Source organism: Halanaerobium kushneri (genome assembly GCF_900156285.1).
Classification (GTDB): Bacteria; Bacillota; Halanaerobiia; order Halanaerobiales; family Halanaerobiaceae; genus Halanaerobium; species Halanaerobium kushneri.
The window spans coordinates 1-16,043 of record NZ_FTNC01000002.1 but is presented as its reverse complement, the minus strand read 5'-3'; the positions used below and the strand labels follow the sequence as shown (position 1 = coordinate 16,043).

Genomic DNA, 16,043 nt, shown 5'->3' with positions numbered 1-16,043 from the left:
CTTTTGGATGGCAGAAATAGTCTTTCCCGAAAATTTTGAGTGGGGTGCTGCAACAGCATCCTATCAGATTGAAGGAGCTTATAATGAAGATGGTAAAGGTGAATCTATCTGGGATAGATTTACCCATCAAAAAGGAAATATAGCAAATAACGATACAGGTGATCTGGCCTGTGACCACTATCATCGTTATCAGGAAGATATTAAACTTATGCAAAAAATTGGTCTGGATACTTACAGGTTCTCTATTTCCTGGCCCAGAATTTTGCCTGCTGGTAATGGTAAAATTAATCAAAAAGGAATTGATTTTTACAAAAATCTTGTTGAAGAATTATTAGAAGCCGGAATCAAACCGGCCGCGACCCTTTATCACTGGGACTTACCTCAGAAATTACAGGATAATGGTGGTTGGGAAAACAGAGATACTGCTAAATATTTTGATCAGTATGCTCAGATTATGTATAGGGAGCTGGGAGATCTAATTCCGCGCTGGATCACTCATAATGAGCCGATGGTAGTTTCGATGGTGGCCAATCTGTGGGGAGAACATGCTCCAGGTAATCAGGAACTTCAAAAAGCACTTCAGGTAGCACATAATGTTCTACTTTCCCACGGTCTGGCTGCTCAAAGTTTTAGAGAAAGTGGTATTGATGGTGAGCTTGGAATCACTCTCAATTTAAATCATGTATATCCAAATAGTGATAGTAAAAAAGATCAGATTGCAGCTGATTACTGTGATGCTTTTAATAATCGCTGGTTTTTAGATCCTGTATTTAAGGGGAAGTATCCAGAAAAATTAATGGATCTTTATCAGAATAAATTTGATCAACCTTTTGAAGTAAAAGCAGGAGATCTGGATATAATCAGCAGAGAGATCGATTTTCTGGGAATAAATTATTATTCTCGAGCTGTTGTAAAATATGATGAAGATGAATTTTATAACTTTAAAACTATTAAACCAGAAGCTGAATATACTGAGATGAACTGGGAAGTATATCCTAAAGGTTTAACTGATCTTTTAAAAAGGCTTGATCGGGAATATACTAAGGGACCTATCTTTATAACTGAAAATGGAGCTGCTTATGATGATCAGATTGCAGAAGATGGCAGTGTTCATGACCCAAAACGAGTAAATTATTTAAAGGAGCATTTTAAAGCTGCTCATCAGGCACTTGAAGCTGGAGTTAATTTGGCTGGTTATTATGTCTGGTCTCTGATGGATAACTTTGAGTGGGCCTACGGTTATAATAAGCGATTTGGAATAATTTATATTGATTATGATAATCATCAGAAACGAATTCTAAAAGATAGCGCCAGATTATTAAAAGATGTAATTGAAAATAATGGACTGAAAAATAAATAGAGATTAATTTACAAATGATGATTAAATATTTTATTTAATTAATTTTCAATTAAAGCTTAAAGCTGCTTAAGTAAATAAGCTGGTTCCCCTATACCAGTTTTATAAATCTTCTGGCTGCTTTAAGCTTTATTGATTTAAAAATTGAAAGCAGGAGGAAAAAAAGATGTCTGCTCAAAAGCAAAATAAAAATTTATCTTTTTTTAATTCATTGAAATGGAAGATTTCCGCTATTATTATCTTAATTTTACTGCTGGTACTGGGAGCAATAAGTTATTTGACTTTTAATTCTGCTTCCGAAATCGTACGAAATCAAATTGATGAAAATATTAATCTGGTCGCTTCGTCCTATCAAACCAATGTAAAAGCGATGTTGAAAACACTTGACAGGCAGATTGATACTATTAAGTCTAACAGTAGTTTTAACGGTTACTTTGCCTTAATGGAGGGACTTTATCCCGGCGGTGAGGCAGATGCTGGAGCCAGAGAGGAATTTGCTGCTAATATAGATTCTTTTATGGGAATGCAGTACTCAACCGCAGGTGCCTTAAGATCAGTTAGAAATAATTTTGAAAATATTGAGTACGCCTATCTAGTAATGGCAGATGGGACAGTAATTTCGGATTCTAGAGCCTATTCAGCGCAGGCTTTAGAGGATCATGATCATTACCTAAAAGAAAAATTGAATCAAAATTTATATAAAAATATAAGTTTTGGAACCATTCATAAAGAAAATAAGCAAAATTATTTACTTTATAATTCTCCCATTTATGCTGATGATGGTGAAACAGTTACTGCCTATATAGTTCTTGCTTTAAATCCTGAAATAGTTTATTCTGAACTGCAAAGCCTAAATGTTGAAAATGCTGAAAACTATAAATTGATTAATTCAGACGGACAGATCATTAGAGCTCAAGAAAGAGAACTTTTTGCTTCTCAGGTAGATAATGACTGGTTTATAGATAATGTAACAGAGCAAAATTCTGTTAATTCGAAAGAAGTTGGAGGTTATTATTTACTCAAAAATCAGATAACAAAAAATTTAGCTCTGGCAGTAGAAATTCCTACTGAGCAGATGCTTGCCCCTGTAGATAGACTGGGCAGAACAATCTGGACAGTTTCTGGTGTCTTTTTAGTTCTTGCTCTGATAATCACGGTCTTTTTTATCAGCTGGCAGTTAAAACCACTTTCTTCTTTTATGGAATCATTTAGAAAGATGAAAAATGGTGATCTGCGAGACCAGGTCAAAATGAATAAAAATGCTCTCAAGCGAAAAGATGAAATTGGAATTATGGCCGGTATATTTAATGAAATGCTGGAAGAATTAAGTAAATTGGTAGTTGATATTAATCAGCAGGCAGAAAGTTTAAATAGTTCTGCCGAAAAAATGGATCAGAACAGTAGAGAAGTTAATCAGGGGGCAGAAGATGTAGGGTTGGCTGTAGAGAATCTTTCAGCTGGATCGGAAGAACAGCTGGCTCAGATTGAAGAAAGTAATAATAATGTGCAGCGTTTAAATAAAGAAATTAAAGAGGTTAACAAAAATGCAGAGGAAATTGAAGCCGGAGCAGATGAGGTTTTATCCAGTATTGAAGAGGGTAACCAGAGTGTATCAAGTTCAATTAATAATATTAATGACTTAAGTCAGGAGACGAAAGAGGTAGCAGAATTAATTCAAAATTTGGGTAGGATGTCCGAAGAAATCGGTGATATTGTGGTCTTAATTAATGATATTTCTAATCAAACCAATCTATTAGCTTTAAATGCTGCTATTGAGGCTGCAAGGGCTGGAGAAGCTGGCCGAGGATTTTCTGTGGTTGCGGATGAAATTAGATCACTGGCGGAAGAATCTGCAGGTGCCACAGAAAAAATATCAAAATTAATCGAAAAGATTCAACTTGGAGTTAATAAGGCAGTTAATTCTATGGATCAGAACGAAGAACTGGTGGAGGCAAGTGTAGACAGTATTGAAGAGACAAGCAGCATTTTTAAGGAAATTAGAAAAGTGTCTAATAATCTCGGCGGGTCAATCAACAATGTTGTAAAAAGAATCAGTTCTATGCGAGAAGAAAGCGAAAATGTAGAAAATGCAATTAATGATATTGCCAAGGTAACTCGAGATTTTGCTTCTAGTTCAGAGCAGATTTCTGCTTCAACTGAAGAACAGGCAGCATCTACAGATGAAATATTAAGCACTGCAGTAGAATTAAAATCAATGTCTGAGAATTTGTTAAAAAATATTAATGATTTTAATATTGAATAATTGTTTAGTGTCTTTTAAACTATAAAGAGGTGAGAAGATGAAAAAGTTATCTTTAAATGGAAAATGGTATTTAAAAAATAGTACTGAACAGAATGAGATTGAGGCAGAAGTTCCAGGTTGTGTGCATACTGATTTAATCAATGCAGATAAGATTGATGATCCATTTTATAGAAATAATGAAGAAAAATTAATGTGGATTGGTGAGAGCAACTGGGATTACAGCAGAAAATTTAAGCTGGATCAGGAATTTCTGGAGTCGGAGAAAATTATGCTTAATGCTCAAGGTCTTGATACTCTGGCTGAAATTTATATTAATCAGCAAAAGATTGCCGAAACAAATAATATGTATAGAAACTGGGAATTTGAAATTAAACAGTATCTAAAAGAGGGAGAAAATACAATTAGAGTTCACTTTAATTCACCTCTGCCTTACTTAAAAGAAAAAGATAAGGAGTTTCATATTCCAGCCTGGAGTGTTGGTGATCATCGTCTACATGGAGGGGGCTGGCTGCGCAAACAGCCAAGCAACTTTGGCTGGGACTGGGGACCGATGCTGGTTACAATGGGGATCTGGAAAGATATTGAGCTGATTGCCCTTGAAAAAGCCAGAATTGAGGAACTAAAAGTTGAACAGCAGCATCTGGAAAGCGGTAGTGTAGAACTGGCGCTTGATCTGCAGACAGAAAAAGTTGCAGCTGAAGATTTAAATATTGAAGTAAAGTTTTCACTGGCAGATAAAAATGTTTATAAAAACAAATTTGAAATTAAAGGTGAAAAAGCAAAAATTGAATTTGAGGTTGAGGAGCCTGAGCTCTGGTGGCCCAACGGAATGGGAGAACAGCCGCTTTATGAACTGGAAATTTCAATATTTGACAGTGGCGGTCAGAGACTGGATTCAATTCGGAAAAAAATTGGGCTGAGAGAATTAGAATTAATTACTGAGGATGATCAGTGGGGTCAGTCATTTAAATTTAGAGCCAATGGTAGAGACTTTTTTGCCAAAGGTGCTAACTGGATACCTGCAGATGCCTTTGTTTCCCGAGTTAAAAGAAAGGATTACAGAGAGCTTTTAGAATCTGCAGCTGCAGCAAATATGAATATGCTTCGAGTTTGGGGAGGGGGCCTTTATGAGAGTGATGACTTTTATGAAATTTGTGATGAACTTGGTCTAACTGTCTGGCAGGACTTTATCTTTGCCTGCGGAACCTACCCCAGTTTTGATGATGATTTTATGGAAAATGTTAAAATTGAAGCAGAAGAAAATGTAAAAAGAATCCGCCACCATGCTTCTCTGGCGCTCTGGTGTGGCAACAACGAAATTGAGCAGGGGATAGCAGCTGATGAGTGGGACAGTGAAAAAATTACCATGCCCTGGGATGATTATAAAAAGTTATTTGATGACCTGCTGCCGGAAGTTGTGGCCGACCATGATCCCCAGACTGATTACTGGCCTGGAAGTCCTCACAGTCCAGAAGGAGACCGCAACGATTTTAATAATCCCGACTGGGGAGATGCCCACCTCTGGGATGTCTGGCACGGTAAAAAACCATTTGAATGGTACAGAAGCTGTGAGCACCGCTTTAACAGTGAATTTGGTTTTCAGTCATTTCCTGAACCAAAAACAGTCTATGGCTACACTGAAGAAGAGGATCGTAATATAACTTCCTATGTTATGGAACACCACCAGCGCAGCGGCATTGGCAACTCAACAATAATGCATTATATGCTGGACTGGTTCCGCCTGCCGGTGGGCTTTGATAATGTTCTCTGGACCAGTCAGATACTGCAGGGGCTGGGAATTAAATATGCAGTAGAAAATTGGCGCCGCAATATGCCCCGTGGCATGGGAACTCTCTACTGGCAGCTAAATGACAACTGGCCGGTAGCAAGCTGGTCCTCACTCGACTATCACGGCCGCTGGAAAGCTCTGCATTATATGGCCAAAAGGTTTTATGCGCCCCTGCTGATATCTGGTATTGAAAATTTAGATGATTCGACAGTTGAGATTCACGTTACAAGTGATAAATTTGAAGACCTTCAGGGTCAGGTTAATTGGCAGTTAAGAGATGTCAGTGGTCAGCTGATTTTAGAAAATTCATTTGCAGCAGAAATTAAGGCTGCAGGTAATCAGCATCTGAGAACTCTTGAACTTCAGGACTATGTTGAAGAGTATGGTGCCAGAAATTTAATGTTCTGGTTGGAGCTAGAAATTGACGGAGAGATAGCTGCTGATAATTTTGTTTCTTTTGCCAGACCAAAACACATGCAGCTGCAGGAGCCGAATATTAAGACTGAAGTTAAGCGTCTGGAAGCGGGCAAATACTGGCTCAAATTGAAAGCAGATAAGACTGCCCTCTGGACCTGGCTGGAGTTAGAGGAAAGTGACTTAAAGCTTTCTGATAATTTCTTCCACCTCTATCCTGGCAGAGAGGTAGAGATAATTGCAGAAATAGATCAGGATCTGAGAGCTGAAGAGTTCCAAACTAAACTGACTGTCAGATCATTAATTGATACTTATTAATAAATACGAATAAATCAGCAAATTTAGTATTAGAGGGTTGAATTATTAAGGCTTATTGAGCTTAGTAATTCAACCTTTTAAATATTCAATAAAATGGAGGAATAAGCATGCAGTACACAGAATTTGGTAATACAGGGGTTGATAAAAATGAAGAAGAATTTATTAGAGGAATTTGCTGATTCAGTTATTGAAGAAAAAGATAATTTACTTCAATTCTGGCTGGAAAATTCTATAGATAAGGAAAATGGTGGTTTTTATGGAGAAGCAGACTCTGAGCTGGTAAATAAAAAGGCAGATAAGTCTTTAATTTTAAACAGCAGAATCCTCTGGAGTTTTGCCAATGCCTATCGGGAGGACAAAGATCCTGAATATTTGGAAATGGCAGAAAGAGCCTATGATTATTTGATAAAAAACTTTGAAGATCAAAAGTTTGGCGGCTTTTACTGGCTTCTAAATTATAAAGGAGAAGTTAAGCAAGCTAAAAAGCAAATTTACGGTCAGGCTTTCTGTATCTATGCTTTTAGCGAATATTACCGGGCTGCTGAAAAAGAAGAAGCTTTAAAAAAAGCGGTTGATATTTTTGCCCAGATTGAAAATAAGAGTTATGACCCAGAATATGGTGGTTACTTTGAGGCTTTTAGTAGAGACTGGTCACCAACAGCAGATATGAGCTTAAGTAAAAAAGATCTAAATACAGCTAAATCCATGAATACTCACCTGCATATTCTGGAGGCTTATACAAATCTCTACCGGGTCTGGCCTGATCCTGAACTGAAGCAGAAACTGGAAGAATTAATTAAAGTAACTATAAATAAGATTGTTGATCAAAAAGAATATCACTTTAAACTATTTTTTGATCAGGACTGGAGCTCAAAATCAGATATAATCTCCTATGGTCATGATATAGAAGGAAGCTGGCTGATTTATGAAGCTGCAGAGGTACTGGGAGAACAGGTGCTTCTAGAAATCACTGAAGATATTGCTTTAAAAATGGCAGCAGCAGTTCTTAAAAATGGCACTGCTGCAGATGGAAGTATTTATTATGAATTTGAGGCTGGAAAACTTGACAGCGACCGCCACTGGTGGCCGCAGGCAGAAGCTGTTGTTGGTTTCATTAATGCCTATCAGCTGAGTGGAGAAGAAAAATTTATTAAAGCAGCAGTTAAAAACTGGAATTATATTATTGAAAGGCTAGTTGACAAAGAAAATGGAGGCTGGTTCTGGCTGGTTGATGAGCAGGGAAAGCCTTCTACCAAACCAAAAATCAACGCCTGGAAGTCACCCTATCACAGCAGCAGGGCCTGTTTCGAAAGTATCAATCGGATCAAACAAATTCTTTCTTAAAAATTAATGAGGTGATAACAAATGGATTTAATGAAAAAACTGACAGAGGATGAATTTCAGACTAGACTGCGCTTGTTGAAAAGAGAAAGAAGTAATTTAGTCGAGAGAGAAAATGAACGAATTGAGCCGGGTAATGGGATTTTTTACCGCTACAAATATCCAGTTCTAACTGCTGAGCATACCCCCATCTACTGGCGTTATGATCTTAATTACAAAAGCAATCCCTTTTTAATGGAGAGACAGGGAATTAATGCAACCTTTAATCCGGGAGCAATAAAATTAAACGATAAGTATTATTTAATGGTCAGAACTGAGGGTAAAGATCGCAAATCTTTCTTTGCAATTGTCGAAAGTGATAATGGCATTGATAATTTTGAGTTCTGGGATTATCCTGTTGAAATACCCGAAACTGAAAGACCGGATATTAATGTTTATGATATGCGTCTGGTTAAACACGAAGATGGCTGGGTTTATGGTATTTTCTGTACTGAAAGAAAAGATCCTGAGGCTGAGCCAGGAGATACAACAGCTGCGGAAGCCCAGGCCGGTATAGTAAGAACAAAGGATTTAAAGGAGTGGGAAAGACTTCCGGATTTAAAAACTCCTTCACCACAGCAGCGGAATGTAGTTTTACATCCAGAATTTGTTGATGGAAAATATGCATTTTATACCCGTCCTCAGGATGGATTTATCAGTACAGGCTCTGGTGGTGGAATAGGCTGGGGACTGGTAGAAGATATTGAAAATCCTGAGATTACAAAAGAAGAAATTATCGACAAAAAATTCTATCATACAATTAAGGAAGCCAAAAATGGTCAGGGAGATGCTCCAATTAAGACTGATGAGGGATGGCTGCATATTGCGCATGGAGTCCGCAATACAGCAGCTGGACTGCGTTATGTTATCTATGCCTTTATGACAGATTTAGATAAGCCGACAAAGGTGATTTATAACCCTGGAGGCTATTTAATTGCTCCTCATGGGGAAGAAAGGGTTGGGGATGTCTCAAATGTAGTTTTTGTTAATGGAGTTATCAGAGAAGATAATGGAAGGGTATTAATTTACTATGCTTCTTCTGATACCAGAATTCATGTTGCAGAGTCATCAGTAAATCGTCTGCTTGATTATGTAAAAAACACTCCAGAAGACAAACTTCGTTCTGCAGCTTCAGTTCAGACTAGAAAAAAATTAATTGAGAAAAATCTTAAAATAATTAACAGTTAAAAATCCAGGGATAACAGGCTTGATCAGGGTCCTGTTATCCCATCTTATATTTTAGACAAATTAATTTCAAAATATACTTGCAACTTTAAATTTAAAGTGATAACTTAAGAGATAGAAATTAATTCATTAATTAAATAAAGTTATAAAAATTTTACAAAAATATTTAGTAGTTATTAAATTAATTTAACAATTATTAAAAAGGAGAGATAAATATGCTTTTTGAAATGTCTTTGGATGAAATGAAAAAATACAGTGGTTCCAGTCCAAAAGCTGATGACTTTGATCAGTACTGGGAAGAGGCTCTGGCTGAAATGAAGAACCTTGACCCGGAGCTAAAAATTAAGCATTCAGATTTCCAGACTGATTTTGCTGAGTGTTATGACTTATATTTTACTGGAGTTAAAGATGCCAGAATTCACGTTAAATACATAAAACCTAAAAAAATTAAAGAAAAACATCCAGCAGTAATAGAATTCCATGGTTATGGCTGTAAAATTGAAGACTGGGCTGATAAGTTACAGTTTGCTGCCAGAGGATATTCTTATTTTGGTATGGACTGCCGCGGCCAGAATGCAGGTTATTCAGAAGATCGCGGGGGAGTAAGCGGCAACACTCGTAATGGTCATATTATCAGAGGTCTGGCTGATAAAGCAGAAAAGTTATATTACCGCAATGTATTTTTAGATGCTGCTCAGCTGGCAGGAATTGTAATGGAAATGGATAGTGTTGATCAAAATAGAGTTGGAGTTTTTGGTTATTCTCAGGGAGGAGCTTTAACAGTTGCCTGTGCTGCTTTAGAACCTCGAATTAAAAAAGCTGCTCCAGTTTATCCCTTTTTGAGTGACTATAAAAGGGTAAATCAATTAGATATTGATAACAGTGCTTATGCGGAGATAAAAGATTTCTTTAGAAAATATGACCCTTTACATAATAAAGAAAAAGATATTTTTAATAAACTATCTTATATCGATGTTCAGAATTTAGCAGCAAGAATCAAAGCAGAAGTTTTAATGACAACAGCAATTGCTGATCCAGTTTGCCCTCCTTCGACTCAATTTGCCATTTATAATAAATTAAAATGTAAAAAAGATATAATTATTTATCCAGATTTTGGTCATGAGGATCTGCCAGGTATTAGAGACAGACACTATCAATTTTTTAATGACTTATAATTGTAATAAAACATAATTTGTCTTTAGGAGAGATATAAAAATGAGAGAATTAAAGAAATTATGGATCTATGTTAAAAAATATAAATTATTCTTTTTTGGGGGATTATTTTTTATTATATTAAATGTAATTTTTTCGATGATTCCTGGTTACTTAAATAGAAGAATAATTGATGATGTAATTAATGGTCAGCAGATGGAACTTTTATTTACTTTTCTGGTGACTTATATAGCTGCGAATTTTTTAAGAGCAGCCGCAATTATGATCCAGAGATTTTTTACAGAGAGTCTATCCCAAAATTTACTGCGGGACTTGAAACAGGATCTTTATGATCATTTACAGAGACTTTCTTTTAATTTTTTCAATAATAACCGTACAGGAGAATTGATGTCTCGAATGACAGGAGATATGGAAGCGGTAAGAATGCTTTTTGCTGATGGGATGATTCAGTTTACTAGAGCTATATTTTATATAGTTTTTGTAATGGCAGTTTTAATTCCAGAAAGTTTAAAGCTTTCTCTGGTTTCACTTGCTTTAAGTCCGCTAATCGGTTTTTTCGCTTACAGACTGGGGGTACGAATCAAACCAATTTTCAGGCAGGTAAGACGTCAGTATTCTGATCTTAACTCTACAGTTCAGGAGAATATTTCAGGGATAAGAATTGTAAAAGCATTTCATCAGCAGTGTTATGAGATGGAAAAATTTGATGAAGAAAATAACAATTATTTTACTAAAAATTATAATGCAGCTAAAATATGGTCAAAATATTTTCCGATTATGGAGTTTTTAGGTGGAATGAGTACAGTTTTGCTCCTGTTTTATGGCGGACGTTTAGTAATCGAAGGTGAGATTACACTTGGAATTTGGATGCAGTTTAATTCTTATCTCTGGATGTTAATTATGCCGATGCGGATGATAGGTCATATTGTAAATATGTTTTCCCGGACCAGTGCTTCTGCCGAGAGAATATTTAATATTTTAGAGACAGAGCCAGAAATTAAAAACAAGAAAAAAGCAGTCCATATTGATAGAGTTAAAGGAGAGATAGAGTTTAAAAATGTTTCTTTAAGTTATGGAGATGAGGACATTTTAAAAAATGTATCCTTTCATGCTGAACCAGGAGAAACTATTGCGGTTATGGGTGCAACCGGTAGTGGTAAATCTTCTTTAATAAATTTAATCCCCCGCTATTATGAACCTACAGATGGTCAGGTTCTAATTGACGGCATAGATAACAGGGATTATGATCTGCGGGATTTAAGATCACAGGTTAGCATTGTTATGCAAGATGTTTTTCTTTTTTCTGAAACAATCGCCAGTAATATTGCTTATGGTCAGCCAGGGCTTGATTTAGAGAAAATAAAAAGAGCAGCAGATATCAGCAGTGCCCGTAATTTTATTGAAGAAATGGAATCTGGTTTTGAGGAGGTCATTGGGGAAAGAGGTATGGGACTTTCTGGCGGTCAAAAACAGAGAGTTTCAATTGCCAGAGCAATAGTAGAAGAAAGTCCAATTTTAATTTTAGATGATGCAACTTCTGCTGTTGATATGGAAACCGAACATCAGATTCAGCAGGCTCTGGAGGCTATGGATCAGCGCAGTACTCTTTTTTTAATAGCTCACCGAATTTCTTCAGTTCGCAATGCAGATCAAATATTGATTCTGGATCATGGAGAAATTATTGAAAGAGGAACTCATGAGGAATTAATAAAAAACAAAGGACAATATTATACAATGTTTAAGGAGCAGTATAAAGAGGTTATTGACGAAAAAGAGATTGAAGAGAGGTGGGTAAAGTAAATGGCCTATAACAGGTATTTTGAAGATGAAAAGATGGAAAATCTTGATCCTAATAATATAAAAAGAGTTCTTGCTTATTTAAAACCATATAAGTATCGAGTTGCTCTATCACTATTTTTAATGGCCATGGCTGCCTTTGCTGATCTTTTAGGTCCTTATTTAACCAAGATTGCAATTGATAATTATATTTTAGCAGGTGATTATAGAGGACTAACAATTATCAGTTTGATTTTTATGGGCTTACTTGCAGTTAATGGTTTTGCTGTTCGCTTTAGAGTTTTAATTATGAGTAAGGTAGGACATCAGGTAGTTAGGAATATTAGGCAGGATCTTTTTCAACATATCCAGAATCTGTCCTTTAGTTATTTTGATTCTATTCCCGCTGGAAAAATTATTGTAAGGGTAATGAATAATGTTAATTCACTCCAGAATCTTTTAGAAAATGGTCTGATTAATATTATTACAGACACATTTCGTTTTCTAGCAATCTTGCTAATCATGCTAAATCTTAACCTGCGGCTAACTCTAATTTCAATAACAGTAATGCCAATTCTTATTTTCCTTATTTTTCTGCTGAAGAAAAAAATTCGGATTGGTTGGCGTCGTGTACAAAAAAAGCGATCAAATATGAATGCCTATATACATGAGAGTTTAACTGGAATGAAGATTACTCAAGCCTTTGTCCGGGAAGAAAAAAACAGCAATATTTTTAAAGACCTACAGAATGACTACGTAAGTAACTGGATGAAGACAGTTATGATGTCACACGGTATTTTTCCAATAGTACTTTTGATTAATACTGCCAGTGTTATTATAATGTATTTAGTTGGAATCAGAGATTTAAATGCCGGTCTGGTTACCATTGGTACTTTAGTAGCATTACTTCAGTATATCTGGCGTTTATGGCAGCCAATTATTAATATTAGTAACTTTTATAATCAGGTTCTGGTTGCTAACTCAGCTGCGGAAAGAATTTTTGATGTGCTGGATACAGACCCTGATATTGTTGATCTTCCAGAAGCTAAAGTAATGCCTGAAATTGATGGTAAAGTTGAATTTAAAAATGTTAGTTTTAGTTATGAAGAAGATGGAGAGATTATTTTAAAAGACATGAATTTTGAGGTTCAGCCTGGAGAAACTATTGCCTTTGTTGGCGCCACCGGTGCCGGGAAAAGCACAATAATTAATTTAATGACCCGTTTTTATGATATTGATAAGGGGGATATTTTAATTGATGATATTGATATTCAGGGTGTTAAAATTGCTTCTTTAAGAAAACAGATTGGAGTTATGATGCAGGATACTTTTATTTTCTCAGGCTCAATAGCAGATAATATTCGCTATGGAAATCTCGAGGCAACCAGAGAAGATATAGAAGAAGCTGCAAAAATGGTTTATGCAGATTCTTTTATTCGAGAAATGGAAAATGGCTATGATACTGAAGTCAATGAGCGTGGTTCCCGATTATCAGTTGGCCAGCGGCAGTTAATATCATTTGCTCGAACAATTTTGTCAGATCCAAAGATACTGATTTTAGACGAGGCAACCTCAAGTATTGATACACAGACTGAGATATTAATTCAAAAAGCAACCCAGGCAGTATTAAAAGGAAGAACTTCTTTTGTAATTGCCCACCGTTTGTCGACTATTCGTAATGCTGATCGGATTATGGTTTTAGAAGCTGGGGAAATAATCGAAACCGGCAGTCACGAAGAATTAATGGCCAGACAGGGCCATTATCATGATCTTTATATGGCTCAGTATAATAGAGTGATATAATAGAACGATTTAAATAAGAGAGAATTTATTATCTTTAAAGTTAAAATAAAATATGTAATCCAAACTACAATTTATTTTTATTAGTAATTATTCTTGACAGTGAGTATTATTGATGTATAATATAATTATAATAATAATAAGAAATCACTTATTAAGAACACAAGACTATAAGAAAGGGTGATTAATAATGCTAAAAAGAGTAATTAAATTTTTTAATGAAGTCAGTACTGAGGGGAGAAGGATTGAAAATAACCTCAGGCAAGTAAAGAATCAGTATGACAATCAGGACACCAGTACTTTTATGCAGTATTAGTTTATAAGATTATAATGAAAATAGAAGTTAAATATAATAATTATTATCAGACTTAAAGGACACTTTCTTTTTTATAAAGGGAGTGTTCTTTTTTTATTTAGTATATTTTCATCTTTAAATATATTAAGATAAATGCTATAATAAATTTAGATAATTTAAAACTTAAAAAAACTTATTTTTTGTTTTTATTTTAAAGAGGGAGGTAGTATTAATGAAATATAGGAAATTAGGCAAAACAGGTTTTGAAGTTTCGGAAGTTTCTTTTGGTGGCTGGGCAATTGGTGGTTCCTGGGGTGATGTAGAAGACGAACAGTCCATGGCTGCTTTAAGAGAAGCTGTAAATCAGGGTATCAATTTTTTTGATACAGCAGATGTTTATGGAGATGGACGAAGTGAACGCCTGATGGCTAAATTAAGAAAAGAAACTGATAAGAAGATACATATAGCCACCAAAGCAGGAAGAAGACTGGATCCCCATGTTGCTGAGGGCTATAATAAGGAAAATTTAAATAAATTTGTGGATCGCAGCCTTAAGAATTTAGATGTGGAAACAATTGATTTGCTGCAGCTCCATTGCCCGCCAACAGAAGTTTATTCTCAGGAAGAGGTATTTGAGGCTTTAGAAGAAATGGTTGCGGCTGGTAAAATTAAAAACTATGGTGTGAGTGTTGAAAAGGTAGAAGAAGCAATGAAAGCTTTAGAATATGAAAATCTGGCTACTGTTCAGATCATCTATAATATGTTTAGACATAAGCCGGGTGATGAATTTTTGGATAAAGCTAAAGAAAAAGATGTAGGAGTTATTTGTAGAGTTCCACTGGCGAGTGGACTGCTGACCGGTAAATTTTCCAAAGACTCAACTTTTGCTGAAGATGATCACCGCAACTATAATCGTCATGGCGAAGCTTTTGATAAAGGAGAAACTTTTTCCGGAGTGGATTTCGAACTTGGTTTAAAGGCAGTAGAAGAGTTAGAAAAAATTAAGCCAGAGGGACTAACGATGGCCCAGTTTGCTCTTAAGTGGATCCTGATGAACGATGCGGTTAGCTGTGTAATTCCGGGTGGAAAAAAACCATGGCAGGTACAAGATAATGCTGCTGCCTCTGAAGCTGAAGATCTTTCGGATGAGGTAATGGAAAGAGTAGACGAAATTTATGATGAGTATATCAGAGATAGTGTACATCATCTTTGGTAAGATTGAGAAAAAGTCTGTAAATTTAGACTTTGATAAAATACTTGACAGGAGATTTAAAAGTTGTATAATGTAATTAAGATAAAAAATATATAAGTAAATCACTTATAATTAATTTACAATAATAAGACTATAAGAAAGGGTGATTTGATAATGTTGAATTCTTTATTCACATTCATTAAAGCAAGTAATAGTGAGGGTAGAAGAATCGAGAGCAATATTCGCACAGTTAAAGAAAAGCAGCTCAGACATGATTCTTGTGCTCAATTGAATCAGTACTAAAATTGTTTCATTAATAGCAAATAATTTTTTTAATAAAAGTTAAGTCAATCAGATTATAACTAATATAACTTTATAAGAAAGGATGATTGCATATGTTTAATAACATGTTCAAATTTATGAAAGAGGCTCAACTTGAGTCGAATGAGAATCAAGCAAAGCTGAATGCATTTAAAAACTTAGGTAACTATTAAAAATTTATAAGAGCCGATTAGGCTAGAACATTAACTTAAAGTAAAAACAATAACTAAAACTAAAACTAATAAGCAAATAATTATATAACCCTTAAATATATAATGATAATTAAAACCACCCTTCCCCGGGGTGGTTTTTCGAATTTTAGTGTAGTTTTTGTCATTTTAAGCTAAATATATTATAATAATAGGTAGAATTGAAAATTAGGTGTTTGCAAAATAGGCAAAGAAAATAGTGAAAAACTGTAAGTGATGGGTTTAGTTCAATTTTTAGATTTAAAAAAATTGAATAAGAAAATGTTCTAATAAAATTAAACATGACAAAATAAACCTATGAATACAGGTTTTAAAAAAGATATTAAAAGATTTAAATTCTAAGCAATTAGTGATCTTAAAGATTTAATATTTTCTGGTTTACCCATTTTATCAGCTAAGATCAATGTTAAAAGCTGAGTGATTCCAGCTAGAAAAACATCTGCTTTAATACTCTTTAGGTTCTGAGTTTTTAGATTGCCAGTAACCATGGCATCTTTAAAATAGTTAATTGTCTGTTCAACAACTCCCCGTTTTTTGTAGAGGTCTATCCAGTCATTTGTATCTCTGATGA

10 protein-coding genes and 1 pseudogene are annotated in these 16,043 nt (G+C 35.1%); 10 read left to right on the top strand and 1 reads right to left on the bottom strand.

The genetic code is table 11. From position 1 onward, the window contains the following. The first annotated feature begins 7 nt into the window (after window positions 1-7). The 10 genes from BW929_RS01935 to BW929_RS01895 all read left to right on the top strand — a co-directional run bounded on the left by BW929_RS01935 (window position 8) and on the right by BW929_RS01895 (window position 14,966). On the top strand, window positions 8-1,360 hold the full coding sequence (locus tag BW929_RS01935; RefSeq protein WP_076543696.1) for a GH1 family beta-glucosidase: 1,353 nt from the start codon (window positions 8-10) through the stop codon (window positions 1,358-1,360). 163 nt (window positions 1,361-1,523) lie between these two features. After that, complete coding sequence (locus tag BW929_RS01930) at window positions 1,524-3,620, top strand: methyl-accepting chemotaxis protein (protein WP_076543695.1); 2,097 nt, start codon at window positions 1,524-1,526, stop codon at window positions 3,618-3,620. A gap of 37 nt (window positions 3,621-3,657) precedes the next feature. Further along, a complete protein-coding gene (locus tag BW929_RS01925) occupies window positions 3,658-6,141 on the top strand; it encodes a beta-mannosidase (protein ID WP_076543694.1) in 2,484 nt (827 codons plus the stop codon). A 147-nt stretch (window positions 6,142-6,288) separates the two neighbouring features. Beyond that, entirely contained in the window at window positions 6,289-7,485 is a 1,197-nt protein-coding gene (locus BW929_RS01920) for an AGE family epimerase/isomerase (protein WP_076543693.1), read from the top strand. A 21-nt stretch (window positions 7,486-7,506) separates the two neighbouring features. Continuing rightward, the gene (locus BW929_RS01915; protein ID WP_076543692.1) at window positions 7,507-8,709 is read left to right on the top strand and encodes a glycoside hydrolase family 130 protein; all 1,203 of its coding nucleotides are present in this window, start codon (window positions 7,507-7,509) and stop codon (window positions 8,707-8,709) included. Between the two features lie 212 nt (window positions 8,710-8,921). After that, on the top strand, window positions 8,922-9,881 hold the full coding sequence (locus BW929_RS01910) for an acetylxylan esterase (RefSeq protein ID WP_076543691.1): 960 nt from the start codon (window positions 8,922-8,924) through the stop codon (window positions 9,879-9,881). Window positions 9,882-9,921: 40 nt separating this feature from the next. After that, entirely contained in the window at window positions 9,922-11,679 is a 1,758-nt protein-coding gene (locus tag BW929_RS01905; protein ID WP_076543690.1) for an ABC transporter ATP-binding protein, read from the top strand. Next, window positions 11,680-13,458, top strand: coding sequence for an ABC transporter ATP-binding protein (locus BW929_RS01900; RefSeq protein WP_076543689.1), 1,779 nt, complete (start codon window positions 11,680-11,682; stop codon window positions 13,456-13,458). 187 nt (window positions 13,459-13,645) lie between these two features. Continuing rightward, complete coding sequence (locus BW929_RS15520; RefSeq protein WP_268762629.1) at window positions 13,646-13,771, top strand: hypothetical protein; 126 nt, start codon at window positions 13,646-13,648, stop codon at window positions 13,769-13,771. 211 nt (window positions 13,772-13,982) lie between these two features. After that, entirely contained in the window at window positions 13,983-14,966 is a 984-nt protein-coding gene (locus BW929_RS01895; RefSeq protein ID WP_076543688.1) for an aldo/keto reductase, read from the top strand. An 844-nt stretch (window positions 14,967-15,810) separates the two neighbouring features. On the opposite strand, the pseudogene BW929_RS01890 reads toward BW929_RS01895, so the two are convergent. Beyond that, window positions 15,811-16,043, bottom strand: a pseudogene (locus BW929_RS01890) (ISNCY family transposase); the annotation flags it as partial.